We start from the raw sequence: 13954 nt of genomic DNA, 5'->3' as shown, positions 1-13954 counted from the left end.
CCTCTATAATTTGCAATCTTTACAGACTAGCCCTTCTCTCACAAAAGGGTATGCTTCCACAATATTTCTCCAAGCCACTGAATTTTTATCTTCCAAGGCATTTAAATAGAATAAACCTGTTTTCTGAGTCTTAAGTATTGAAAAGTAAACCTTTGCAGGTTTGTTAATTCTAACAGCTTTTTTGTTATTCAAAAGCCCCATAGACTTAAGCCATAAATCATCAGCATTTAAGCAAAGCTTTATAATAGCCTCTTTGTTAAATACTTCATCAGAAATACAATGAGGTGGATAAAGCACTCCTCCAACTCCTGTAGGAATAAGATAATATGATGGATATCTTCCATCCTCAGAGTGCTCCCACTTATCAGCAGAAAATACATCGCCATTTTCATCGGGAACAAACTCATGTCCCCATGTACAAACAACAGTATCCGGGTATTGCTCTGATGTAGCCATCAATGCTTCTACAAGATTCTCCGGATAGAAAATATCATCATCAACAGTTATAACATATGAATCAGGGTTTTCTTTCATCGTATAGTAATACTTTTTGTGAGGACGCAAATCATCGCAAAATTTAATAGTAAGCCCATGTTTTTTAAGTTCCAACAACTTTTTTGGCAAACCACCTTCTTTGTTAGGAAACTGATCCTCAGCGAGCCATAATATTACTTTTTTTGGCTTTAATGTCTGATTAAGAAGTGTTGTGATTGTTAAATGAACTGTATCAATTCTCGCAGGATAGCTAGTTAGAGAAATAATTACATTACTATCGTTATCAATACCATTCCCACAATTTCCCAGTATTGGATAAAATATGTTCACTATGCCTTTATTCACTTTGTAATGTAATGAAGAAATCATTGCATTTTTGTGCCTCAATGTTGCCTCATATAGTTTCTGTATATTCACTTTTTACAAACCCTTCCATAAAAATTAAGTATGCTAAGTGCATCCCTAATTCTGCTTTTCCATTCGGTATATTCATACCTTCCCCCACCACTTCCGCTTTGTCCGACAATTCTTGGATAGCATGGAAAATTGTGAGATGTTAATTTATTGCTTAAAACAGCATCCCTATAAACACATTCAAGAATATAGCCTCTATCATCATCAACTTTGCAATACTCTTCAATGAAATATCCCTTAAAAACACTAATTGGCATGGCATATAATCTGGTATCATAAATATCTTTGCGGTGTATGTTCGGGATATTGAAATAGATTCTTCTTCTATCAACCTTTTTTACTATATCGGCTATATTATCCACTATAAGCCTTCCTGTAATTTTAATGAGATAATCGTCATTCTCGGCCAATTTACTATTCTCAAGAACATATTTCATTATTTCACCTTCACCATAGCCTTTACCATGCTTCAAAACAGCTGCACTGTCACCTTCAAATGACAAGACCTCCATTTCAACATTTCTTTCTTTGGCGAGTCTCAGAATCTCTGCAAAATCATCAGTTCCAAAGCCACTGTTATCGCAAAAAACTATCTTGGCAGCTGGCTTTGCTTCGATCATCTTCCTTAGACATAGTATATATTGTTCAAACCTATCCTTATAATCTGTAAGCACAAGATTCATTACATCTTTACTAGGAGAAATTGTTCCGGTAACTATAATCACCATATTATCCTTTTCCTGCCTCAATCAATAATTGAGCATAATTCCATTAAAATATTTAGCAAGTTCTATTGACGAAAACTCTACGACAATCTTCTTTTCTATATAGACAGGTTCCTCAACTACCTTATCAACATGCTCCTGTCCAAAACCATAATTCCATTCAAAAGACTCATCATAAACAAGATTTCCGTCAACATAGATTATTATCCCATTTTCACCAGGCATATAACTTCGGTCGATACCAATGCCTGCTGTGACAGGCTCTTTTAATGTTATCTCAAATTTTTTCAGACCGTTGCGCCTAAAATCAGCTCTACTAAAGCAAATTGAATTGTCATATTGATAAGTCTTAACATCATAAGTCTTTCTTTCATTTTGTACCTGCTCATCTATCACTTTAGTAATAGTTTCCAAGTAAATACTATGTCCCAAATCATTTGGGTGTGTTAAGTCATCCGGAGGACAGTTCATACATTGATTTTGCGCTCATTTTAGCATGGTCTACATCTGAATGTGCGATATTCACATATACTATTCAAATCCATTCTCTTCCGAAAAATAAATCTCATACTGCTCAACATTCCCAATCAGACTATAATGCTGAAAATACTCAGGTCTGTCACCCTTTTCAGGATCATAAATAATAGCATTCCTCTTACCAAAATCCGGATTCCCCCTTCTGTCAATGTCCACGTAGTTATCCCATCCAATCCATACCTCGCCACTAGAAACCACAGTCTTATAGTGACGATCCGGATCAGTTAAAGTAAGCCCTGCTCTTAATTGATTATTTTCATATACATACGCCACATCTGCATCGTTTTCATCAAGAATTCTCTTTATCTCTCCATTAACGCCATAGTTCACCTGGTAAAGAGATTTTTCACCGTTAAGCCATAGCCTCGCATCAACATTCAAGCTAAAAATACTGTTAGCAATGAGTAGCACTCCACACGCTGAGTAAAAAACAGCTCTGTAATTCTCCAACAGCCCCTTTGCCCAGTTTTCGATATTCATAGAAGCCACCAGCATAAGAGGAATTATTCCTATAAGCTGATACCTTATTCTCGATGGAATCAGCGTCAAAAGAAGTACTGTAAAGACAAATACCGAAATCAGTGCAGTAGTAGCAAATTCCCTATTATTCACCTCAATGTTTTCTTTTCCAAAGTGCCCAATGGCAAACGCTTTTTTCACACTAATAAATCCAAAACATACAAGCGCAATAACCATCCATCTAAGAACTACTCCTATAGCCTCATATGAATTAACTGATACAGGATAGTCAGGGAATATTCTAAGAGCCCAGAACACATCACTAATTGAATTGGTAAAAGCTTCAACAATTGCTATATCGTTCCTCACCATAAATCCATCTGATTTATCTGTAAGATTGGCAGCGCTTTGTAAAAAAAGCCCCAATAATGTTACGCCTGTAACTGCTGCCACATGGCACAGATAGAACCTTTTGTTATTGCATTTATTAAAAATATAAAAAAAGAAAATGCAAATTATTATGGGGGAGATGCCACACAAAAAAACATAAATTCCGCTGGAAAATGCTGTAATAAAGGCAAGAATATAGAACATAACATTTAAAAAGATACTTATACCAGACTTTTGTTTATCGCTTGGAAAGGTGAGCACAGTTGTAAACATTATAGGGATAAGAACCTTCATAGTGTACTGACTTCCTCTTATAAACATCATGTTGGTATAGGCAAGGATACTAAAATCATATGTTGCAAATACAAGGCACATCGCAACAAGCTTACTATTTAAGCTAGCACCGGCATTTTCCATAAGGACATAAATGGTCAATATCCACAGAGCAATATTGATAAGATTAGAAAGTGCAAAAGCAAAATAAATATCCCCAAATGCCTTGTAAAATAAAACCGCCAAAAGCATCGGACAGTCAAGTTCTGCAGTGGTCGAATAAAACCAATTAGTCAAAAGAAGCTTATTGTTATCAGCCATCTGCATTGCGTGATATAAAAGCTGTGCATAATCCTGATCTACAGCAGTTTTTACTCTAAATATATTAAAATAAACAAGCACCAACACTTCAAAAATAGTGGCTGTCAGAAGACTAAATGTTGCAGTATACTTATAATTAAACTTTTTCATAACAAGAAAAATCACTCCCAATGAATGTTATCCGTTTAAAATAACTCTTTTAAGATCAAAGAGTGTCACATATATCCTTTTTAAATAGTATTTTGCTCCCATCCAAAAACCTTTTCTTGGAAATCTGGCAGCTTCTTTTTCCAAGCACCTATCCGGTTCAAACAACTCAAAACTGCACTTTTTGTCATCAGTTACAAGCTTGGTAAAATAATGGTCTTCCTCAGATTTATTTGAATGAGTTCCACTTCCGTCAAACCCGGCATTAGTTACATAGCTTTCTTTTGGATATACTGTCCATAAATTTCTTTTTAAAAGACTAAGTACCCACCTTACTGCCCAGGAACTTATTTTCCCTTGATACTGCAATACCATCAAAAGATCCCAGCCATTCTCCGTATTTTCAAACTTTCGTCTAAGATCTCCATCTTTAAAATACGCATCATAATCAACATCTGCCCATGATGCCTTGTCCCATGCTTCTTTCCAGGTGGCCCATCCCCAACAGTCTCCTTTATGCATAAGATAGACATCTTTTTTATAATTCTTAAGACCATCTAAAGGGTATGTATATCCACTTATAGCACCCACATTGGAATTTTCCTCATAAAAATCCAAGGCTCCATTCATGTACTCTAAAAATTTCGCAGAAACAATAAGGTCATCTTCCACCACAATGACGCTTCCATACTGTTCAACTACTTCTGTTACGCCTTCTATGATAGACTTCGCAAGGCCCTTGTTTTTAGGTGCTTCCACTATTTTAACAGAAGCAAATCCAGCTCTATCCTTATAAGCACGAAGGGCTTCTCTCGTCTTTTCTACCTTAACAAGACCTTTCTCACTTTTGGCTCCATCACAGTATACTATCAGGTCTGTTTCTTTTGCCTCTTCATTTCTTTCAATAGACTCAAGGCACTTTATTATTTTGTCCGCCCTATTATATGCAAAGGCCACAACAGGAACATAATTAGCATTTGACAATGTTCTACCACAACTTTCGTATTTTACTTAATTAAATCAGCGTAGTTTTCTCAAATCATACAAATCTGAAAAGCTCTTCATCTTAAATCTAAGAACGTATTTCTGCACAAATTTGATTACCGGATTACTTGCATAGGACTGAGCCACGTAAAATGAAATATCATATTTTCTTTTGAGCTCTTTTCTGATAGATTCAAGTTCTATCAAATAAGGCCTATATATAGCATCCTTCGTTTTCTTGGAATGTGTCTCGGATCTTATAATGATCCAATCTTTGCTTATATAGCGCATTGATTGAAAGTGGTAAAAGACAATTGGAAATATTTTTCCGTTTTTCTTTTCCACTAGCATGATTTCCTTACCATCACTATTTGTAGTCGCCTCATACTGTGCCAGATTCCAAGGAGCAACACCACCTCCTGGATGTTTAAGTTCATGGACCCCTTCAAATAATTCAGGGAATCTTTCCAGATATTTCTGATCTCCCATTCTGTCCTTTTCGTATATGTGATAACACCATTCAAAACACTTTTCTTTCCACCATGAAAGGGCCTTCCTTGATTCAGGAGAGTTATCAAAGTAGTTGAACTCCACACAATATTTCCCGCTTCTTTTAAGAAGCCTCTTATCCTTTAAACTATTCGTAAATCTGTGGGGCGTAACTACAATGCCTGCACCTGCTGCCTTTATCTCCTCTAAAAGAACTACAGGATCTGAGAAAAAGAAGAGGTCCGCATCAATATAGGTACAATTATCCTCCCCAAAACTATTCAAAACATACTCTATGCTAACAGGCGTGCAAGTCCAGCTGTACTCTGCTTTAGAACGCTCCTTTTTTAGTTTTTCCAAAATCGGATACTCTGCTTCCAAATCTTCCTTGCATAAAATCACAGCATGCTCAAGTTTCATATCCTTCAGTACTTCATGTGCCTTCTCATCAAAAGCATAAATGTATAATTTAAAATCATCAGTCACTCTTTCCAAAGACCTGTACAGAGCCAGTCCTTTATCAAGATAATAACTGTCAAATAGTGTCGTGAATATCATATTTTTTATCAATCTTTCTTATAACTCTTGCAGGGTTTCCTGCTATTACGCTTCCTGCTTCAAACCTTCCAGCTACAACCGCCCCTGCACCTACAACACATCTATCTCCCAGTACTGTTCCTTTAAGTATAAGTGTGTTGCATCCAACAAAGCAGTCCTTTCCAATATATATTTCTTTTGCTGGCACAATATCTGAATCTCCGCCTTTAGGATCAGCAAGAAGTTTGTTCCTTGCCTCTGCTTCAAGCGGATGAAAATCATTATCAAGTATCTTACAGTTTCCACCAATGCAAGTATTATCACCGATATATATGCCTTTTCTAGCATATATTGTAGCACCTGAAATTCCTACATTATTCCCTATAACAATCTCTGCTCCGGGAGCTCTTGTAACGATTATACTTCTGCTATATAGCCCCACAAGATTGGATAGAAAACTACTCTTTATGGTCACATTATCGCCAATCTTAATAGATGCGCCATTTTTGTTAAAAATTGCAGGAATTCCCTTTAGAAGAAGGCCCTTGCCATATTCTATTCCAAGGATTTTCATAACAATTTTATACAGATTGCTGATCATAATTTCATCCTTCTATATTATACTCTTCAATATCTGTAACTTCCTGTGTCTCCCAATCTATATGAATAAGCCTTATATCAAAATCTCTCTCATAGACATTCTCAGTCAATATCTCATTGCCATTAAGGTAAAGTCCGCACAATCCATCTTCGCCCAAGTAATAAGCCAGTTCACCAAGTTCTGTCTCAATAGAGTTTTGTTCATTGAAAAAACCTGAATATGAGGAAATATCTATTCCGTTATTACTTACGACAAGATCTGCGCCCGCTATCAACTGAATACTCGCTTCTTCATAATCTTCCTTTGTAAATTCAACAAATTTCTTTTCAATATTTTTTTTAAATGTAATTTCTTTATCAATATAACTGTCTGGAATCCCTAATCTCTCCATAACGTCATAATAGTACTCATCACTCCAAAGTTCCTGATTACATATTTGCATAAGAATCAGTTCGTCAGTCTCTTCAGGAAAAAGCTGCCCTGCGCAGTCTACAACTACATCGCTGCCAAAAGATATATTTTCATAACTATACTCAGGATCTACCAGATAATCATCAATATTCTCAACAAACTCGTCCATAGCTTGCAGTCTCTCAAGTACATAGCTCTTGAAATTCACAAGCTTTTCTACCGGATCAACCGATACATTTTCAGGCCATTTCTGAGTATCTCTTAAATATGCCCCAGAATCAAAAATCAGCTCCTCATATGCATCAAGAAGGTCAATTATCTTTTTATCTGACCATTCATTTTTTCTTAACCCGCGATATTTCTGGCCTATAAGCGTCGTGGTGTTATCGGTATCCGTCTGAAGCAACATATACAAAGCTTCAAAGTCATATGGATAATAGGCATTTGCCCCTATTTCATACAACGTATAACCAGGTCCAAGTCCCCAAGTAAGGTCCATGTCCCATGGAATATATATCATCTTATAAGAATCCCAATTTTTCTCAAGGACCACATTATGATTTTTATAGATATTGTCCCATCCCTGGATCATAGTCACATAAAGATAAAAATCTATGGCATTATCCATGTCTATAAGTCTTGCAAGCGCCATAGGGTCATCATGAGACTCATCTAGTTCAATTAGATAATTCCTAAGACATGAATTAAAACTGCTATCATGTTTGCTCTCTATCCTGAACTGTGAAAGTGCCCCATCTGGTTCAAGTAAAATCGTTCCCTCATGGTAAGGGACTCTTTGCCTGAACATCACTGCGTTCTCGTCATTGTTGCCGATACCAAGCTGGCCTCCCTGAATAGGATATCCTAGTGCATAGAGACCATGATACTCACCATTTAATATAACTTCTACATATTTGTACTCAACGCCTAAATCCAGATCATACGAATTATCTGTAGAAGTAGTTTTTTTCCACAGATTTGTACAAAAAACATCCCTCACATCTTCCGGATCAACACACATCGAGTTAAGAATATAATCATCATCCTTCCTCAGTCCGAGAAGTGATAACTTATTCTTTTTTGCGTTTTCCCCTGTACCTGTAGTCAAAGAAATCCTTAGATTCTTTTTGGGATTAGCAAGCGTTGTTGCGCCTCTCACATGAGTCATACCATCAGAAGTCTGTACTCTCTTGGTGATACCTACTCTGTTATCAAAAAGTGTCATACTCATGCCCACAGACACTTCAGGGGATTGGGATATTTCCTCCACAGTATCAATGGACATAATTGGAAGCGTTGTACACTTGAGTCCCGCCTCAAAGTAGCTATTATCACTATAAACTATCATGGAAATTGTCTTATTCGCAGCAATACCTTCGCTGGTGATATTATCACTAAAGACAATTCGCTCATCTGAGTAATCAGACAATACAATGACCTCAGGATTAAAGGCCTTAAAATCTCCTTCCACAAGTGAATAGTAATACACATTATTTACTTTATCGTAAAAAAGCTTCTCTCCGTTAAAATAGACATCACACATTATATAGTCGCTTGGTGTCCTGGAAGAAGTAATCTCTTCTAGCTCGTCCTCATCTGCAACACATGCTTTATAGGAAAATGTCACTCCCTTATAAATCAGAAAAAAAGCAGCTAAAGCAACCATCGAAACTGCAACTAGAATAGTTATTATCTTTTTATTGCTCATCTTAATCATTTTTCCATATTTACACAAACTATATCTATAGAAGTATACCATATTGCAGATAGTTATATTTAAACTATTTTGGGTATTATGATATACTCGTCTAGAAATCATTATTCATTTACACAGGGAGAAAAATACGTGGAATTCAAAAAAAACATTAAATGGCTAATCGCATCATTTTTAACTGCCACTTCTTTTTTTATAAAGTTTAAAACTCCTTCGCCCTATGAGTCTCACATTTCATCCAGGTTAATAAACTTTATCTTCGAGTTTTTGGAGCAATTTCAAGGAGTCTTTGCCGGAAATGCTTTCATAATATTCATCATTACACTCACTTTATTCTTTGCTTACAGCATCATTCTGGGTGGAAGGACATTTTTTTCAACAATATCTTTCGCTAGTGTCAAGGGTGAAAAACTCCTTGCTTTATTCTTTTCCATCATGTACACCGGTGGAAAAGCCTTTGAATATAATGACTCCCTTTCAAGCATTTGGTCACCTAAGTTCAACATAATAAAAGCGCTTATTATTTTAGTGGGGGTATACTACCTATATTTGTCATTTGTAAGAATCACGTTCTCAATATTTGAAAACAAAGACAAGATCAAATCCCCTTCCATTAGCTTTTCTTTCTATCATTCTCATCCTTTCCTTTTTATGTGGATATTCATATCACTTATGTGGCTTCCACATTTGATATTAAGGTATCCAGGAGCTCTAAGTGAAGACAATTATGACCAGCTCAATCAGTTTTTTGGTTTTATGCCTATGCGCACCAACCAGCCTGTTATCCATACTGTGACTGTCGGAGCATTTGTAAACTTTGGTCTTAAGGTGCTTGGAAGTGCCAATTCAGGTCTTTTCATATATTGTTTTGTGCAAGCTCTTTCAATGGCTGCAGTTCTTTCCTACTCTCTTCTTTTTATGAAGAATTGGAACACACCAAAGTGGTTTAGGCTCATTGTGGTATTTCTTTATACTGCTACACCTTACTTTACAGGAAATGCTGCCTGGGCAATCAAGGACTACCCACATATGGTGGGCTTTGTACTTTGGGGACTTATATTTGTTAGAATTGTCGTAGAAAAGAAATTTCTATTTTCATTCAAACATGACGGGAAGCTTATTCTTTTATGGACTATAGGAGCATTTCTCATGTCTTCCTACAGAAAAAACGGTCTTCACATTTATTTAGTCACAGTTATGGTTTGGATGATCATTCTCATAATTAACCTGATAAAAAAACACACCAACGCAAGACTCACACTTGCACTTTTAATAATGCTTATCGCCCCAATTCTTATATCATCAGTTATAGAAAAGACAATTATAAGCTCCTATAGCGCCATAGAAATCAAGCAAAAGGATGCTTTTTCTTTGCCATTTCAGCAAACCGCCAGATACTATCACTACTATGGCGATGAATTAACACAAGAAGAGTACGAAGCTATTGGTGACATACTTGACTATGAATGGCTTTACACAGATTACCACCCCGAGTGTTCCGATAGTGTAAAAGAGGAATTCCATGCTGAGAACACTTCACAGATACTTAGATACTTAAAAGTATGGTTTTTAATGTTCTTTAAACGCCCACTGTGCTACATTGAAGCCACATGGAATCAGAGCTACTACATTTTTATGCCAGACTTCGACAACGTCGTCTACAATCAGGATGTCAACACTGGTCTTGCCGTAGCAACAGATGAATTAAAAGAGTATTTGAATCTCCATATTCCTACCTCAATGGTAGGTTTTGCCATCACAGTATGCAGTTTCTACAGGATGCTCAATACATTTCCTGTAATTGCACTGTTAAACAACCTATGCGTTTATGTATTTTTGATGTTTACCATATCTCTTTTCCTAAAAAGGAAGGGACTTAGTTGGTATAGGCTGTCACTCCTTCCATTATGGCTTTCATTTTTATTCATTTTCCTTGCACCAATGATTGTTGATCAGCCACGCTACTCCTGGGCTATCTTTTATTTGATGCCAACAATAGTGGCAATGTATATGCATTTGATAGAAACATCCAAAAGTAGTAACATAATCTAATACCATATGAAAGAAGGGAATTAATTGTGGAAAAACTTGCTATAGATGGCGGAACGCCAGTTAGAAAAGAAAAAATATATTATGGGCGTCAGTGGGTTGATGAAAAAGACGTTGAGGCTGTCTCAAAGGTCCTCACAGGTGATTACCTTACATGTGGCCCCACTGTTACAGCTCTTGAGCAAAAAATCTGCGAAGTAACCGGTGCAAAATACGCTGTATCTGTTTGTAACGGAACTGCAGCTCTTCACTGTGCGTGTATTGCAGCAGGTCTTGGAGAAGGTGATGAGGTTATTACAACTCCTCTTACCTTTGCTGCATCAGCAAATTGCGCAGTATATGTAGGTGCTACACCTGTTTTTGCTGACGTTAATCCCGAGACTTACAACATTGATCCTGCTAGCATTGAGGCTCATATCACTGAAAAAACAAAGGCTGTTGTAGCCGTTGATTTCACAGGTCAGGCTGTTGAACACGATAGGATCAGGGAAATCTGCGATAAACATGGTCTCACTCTTATTATTGATGCAGCTCATGCTATTGGCACAAAATACAAGGGAAGACCTGAAGGCTCTATTGGAGACATGACATGTTTCAGTTTCCACCCTGTAAAAACAGTTACAGCAGGTGAAGGCGGAGCAATCACAACTAATGATCCAGAGCTCTACAGAAAACTCCACCTTGCTTCACAGCACGGAATCGTTAGAAATCCTGCTGAAATGGTCGAGGAACCAGAAGGTCCTTGGGTATACGAGATGCAGGAGCTTGGATTCAACTATAGAATGACTGATTTCCAGGCAGCTCTTCTTATCAGCCAGCTTAATAAGCTCGATAAGTTCTCTGCACGCAGAAAAGAGATTGTAAATAAATATAACGAGGCATTTAAGGATATCTCGGAGCTGTTTATTCAGAAAGAGATTCCTGAATCCGACACAACAAGACATTTGTATATCATTCAGCTAAAGCTCGATAAACTCACCTGCACCAGAAGACAGTTCTTTGATGCACTTGCTGCAGAAAACGTTCAGCCTCAGGTACACTATGTTCCTGTTTACTACTTCCCATTCTATGAGAAGAGAGGCTACAAGAAGGGTCTTTGCCCTGTCGCTGAGGATATATACAAGGGAATCATGAGTATTCCACTTTATCCAATGATGACAGATGAAGACGTTGATGATGTTATAAAAGCTGTAAAAAAGGTTGTTAATGCATATAGAAAATAAAAAGAAAAACCAGGCACTTTTGATGTGTCTGGTTTTTGATTATACATATTATTTTATAAACTCCCATTTAACTGGACTTTCACCATCATCCATCATTATTACGTTACCATCAGTATCATATCCCAAGCATCGTTCTGGAGTAACATTTTTTCTCTCATCAAATGTATCAATTCCCTTCTGGCAAGGAATGATATAGTACTTTCCTGGTTCAGAGCTTTCTTTTATTATAAAGAGTTGTTTAACCGTATCCTTATAGTCTGCCGCCTTGATTTTCTCACCATCATGCTGAAGATAAAGGTTCTTTTCTGGAATATAAAATCTGACTCTACCATGGTAATTTTTTATCTGCACAGTGATTCCCTCATTCCCAAGTTCAAGATACATACATCTATCGTCATCATCGAAAGCATACTCTTTTGTAGAATCCGGCACTGCCGTAAGCTTCTTTCCAGAATCAACGCATATGTTGTATTTACCATCAGGAATAACCACCTCATTTTTACTCTGGGCAACGTAATCATAATAAGGAACACTATCGGCAGTTAGAAATTCACTTCTCACACTATAAAATACAGAAAACAAGATGATCAGCAATGCTACTACAATTACCATCGGAATATTTACATTTTCTTTTATATTAACGACTGCTGATTGTTGCATTATTGCTCTCAAATATTTATATCCACATACCGCATACGGTATTAGCAATATAAAAAACAAAATTGTATACTGGCCATTTGCTTCCCATACAAAATGAAAAACAAATCCACCAATTAGTAACATAAACAATGTCAGCTTTTTATAATACTCATCTGTCCTGCGAACTAATATAAGATATAGCAAAGCACCTGCCAATACTATGATCTGAAAAACCTTTCCAAGCCTTGTTAATACCGCTCCACCATAGACTGTAGTGATAAACCATACCCATTCGCTGTATTTAACTGCATAATCGCTTTTCTCATTTAGAATAAATAGCGACTCATATGTGGGTTCAACCCATTGAGCAGCTGTTTTTCTAGTAAAAAATGAGATTGCTTCATCTTTATTATCTGCAAAAAACCTGAGTCTGTCCTTAATATTCCAAATGGCCATCTGACGCTGTTCATGAGTGTTATATTTTACCATTTCATATGACAGGTCATTATAGCCATCATACCAACCGGGACCTAGTCCTCCCTCCTGCAATCCCATTGCGGCAAAGGCATATGGACTAATTCCATCCCCCATTTCTATCCCTGACATTTTTTCAAAAAGAAACCTTGTTCCAAATGACTGAATGCAAAAGAATAACAGTATCAAGACTAAATAATAGGCTGCCTTGTATGATTTATTTAAAGCTATAGTTATAGCGCCATAAATAAGCATTCCTATCATAAAAATTGAGAAATTAGGCTTAACCATGGCTGCAAGAGCGATGAGAAATGCCGACAATATTCCGTATTTCACATTCTTTTTTTCAAAGAAAGCATATTCAAGATTTATAGCGCAAAGTGACAGCGCCAAACCAATCAGATTACCATATACAAAAGAAGTAAAAAATATAATAGGGAAAAAGAAAAAACCGCTGACCTGCACTAGCAGTTTTCCAAAATTATTCATTTTAAGCACTGTTCCAAAACCTGCGAGCTGTAGGTAAATTACTGAAACAGCTATACAGTTGATAATCTGAAAAACGAGATAATTCTGGCTTCCAAACAAGAAAGAAAACCAATAGCTTAAAAGCATAAGTCCCATCTGATTGGAATGAGCACCTATATATCCATCCGGAAGCAGTTCCCCAAAATCTCCAAGATGTATCCTAAAAGATGCTTCCTGAATTTCAATCTGGTCTGCTCTAGCAATCATCTGTGTATTAAGTACCCAAAAAAGGCATACTCCAAAAAGTCCTATTGTTAACCATTTTCTAAGCTTTCTATATAGGACATCATCTGAATTTATTTTTGCAATAATTCTACTGATCTTCTGATTTTTTACGCTTATGAATACAAGTAAAATTGAAGCTAAAATAACAGCAAAGAAAAATATGAATGTCTCCTTTATAAACAAAAGATGCTCTGATTGCGTAAGTACTGCAGTTGTTCTGCTTGATAAATAAATCAAAAATACGAGTATCACAAGCACAAGCAAGGTGACAACCCATTCATACATTTTTCTTAGTAACTCTAATACTTTTCCCACTTCA

Annotated in this window: 11 protein-coding genes; 2 read left to right on the top strand and 9 right to left on the bottom strand. The window is 36.6% G+C overall.

Annotated elements, in window-relative coordinates:
- Positions 1 to 3: 3 nt before the first annotated feature.
- From C4S54_RS09960 to C4S54_RS09925, 8 genes are all read right to left on the bottom strand, one after another.
- The gene (locus C4S54_RS09960; protein WP_146059985.1) at positions 4 to 912 is read right to left on the bottom strand and encodes a hypothetical protein; all 909 of its coding nucleotides are present in this window, start codon (positions 910 to 912) and stop codon (positions 4 to 6) included.
- Positions 909 to 1637, bottom strand: a complete 729-nt coding sequence (locus C4S54_RS09955; protein WP_103869402.1) for a hypothetical protein — start codon at positions 1635 to 1637, stop codon at positions 909 to 911. Before C4S54_RS09955 ends, C4S54_RS09960 begins: the two co-directional genes overlap by 4 nt.
- Positions 1638 to 1658: 21 nt before the next feature.
- Positions 1659 to 2048: a hypothetical protein gene (locus tag C4S54_RS09950; protein WP_146059984.1), complete on the bottom strand. Its 390-nt coding sequence runs from the start codon at positions 2046 to 2048 to the stop codon at positions 1659 to 1661.
- Positions 2049 to 2165: 117 nt separating this feature from the next.
- Positions 2166 to 3764 carry a hypothetical protein gene (locus C4S54_RS09945; protein ID WP_103869400.1) on the bottom strand — a complete coding sequence of 533 codons (1599 nt, stop codon included), beginning with the start codon at positions 3762 to 3764 and terminating at the stop codon, positions 2166 to 2168.
- 27 nt (positions 3765 to 3791) lie between these two features.
- Positions 3792 to 4745 carry a glycosyltransferase gene (locus tag C4S54_RS09940; RefSeq protein ID WP_103869399.1) on the bottom strand — a complete coding sequence of 318 codons (954 nt, stop codon included), beginning with the start codon at positions 4743 to 4745 and terminating at the stop codon, positions 3792 to 3794.
- A 36-nt stretch (positions 4746 to 4781) separates the two neighbouring features.
- Entirely contained in the window at positions 4782 to 5792 is a 1011-nt protein-coding gene (locus C4S54_RS09935; RefSeq protein ID WP_146059983.1) for a glycosyl transferase, read from the bottom strand.
- Positions 5770 to 6372 carry an acyltransferase gene (locus C4S54_RS09930; RefSeq protein WP_103869397.1) on the bottom strand — a complete coding sequence of 201 codons (603 nt, stop codon included), beginning with the start codon at positions 6370 to 6372 and terminating at the stop codon, positions 5770 to 5772. Before C4S54_RS09930 ends, C4S54_RS09935 begins: the two co-directional genes overlap by 23 nt.
- A gap of 4 nt (positions 6373 to 6376) precedes the next feature.
- Positions 6377 to 8491, bottom strand: a complete 2115-nt coding sequence (locus tag C4S54_RS09925; RefSeq protein WP_160110745.1) for a CotH kinase family protein — start codon at positions 8489 to 8491, stop codon at positions 6377 to 6379.
- Positions 8492 to 9046: 555 nt separating this feature from the next.
- Between C4S54_RS09925 and C4S54_RS09920 the strand changes: the two genes are divergently transcribed.
- Positions 9047 to 10549 carry a DUF6020 family protein gene (locus tag C4S54_RS09920; protein ID WP_207655254.1) on the top strand — a complete coding sequence of 501 codons (1503 nt, stop codon included), beginning with the start codon at positions 9047 to 9049 and terminating at the stop codon, positions 10547 to 10549.
- 26 nt (positions 10550 to 10575) lie between these two features.
- Complete coding sequence (gene pseC, locus C4S54_RS09915; RefSeq protein ID WP_103869394.1) at positions 10576 to 11769, top strand: UDP-4-amino-4,6-dideoxy-N-acetyl-beta-L-altrosamine transaminase; 1194 nt, start codon at positions 10576 to 10578, stop codon at positions 11767 to 11769.
- A gap of 48 nt (positions 11770 to 11817) precedes the next feature.
- Here pseC and C4S54_RS09910 read toward each other — a convergent pair whose 3' ends face one another.
- Positions 11818 to 13950: a hypothetical protein gene (locus tag C4S54_RS09910; protein WP_146059981.1), complete on the bottom strand. Its 2133-nt coding sequence runs from the start codon at positions 13948 to 13950 to the stop codon at positions 11818 to 11820.
- Positions 13951 to 13954: the final 4 nt, after the last annotated feature.

Source organism: Butyrivibrio sp. Su6 (assembly GCF_900108105.1).
Lineage (GTDB): Bacteria > Bacillota > Clostridia > Lachnospirales > Lachnospiraceae > Butyrivibrio.
Note: the sequence above shows the minus strand (reverse complement) of the source record. Positions and strands in the feature narration are given on the sequence as shown.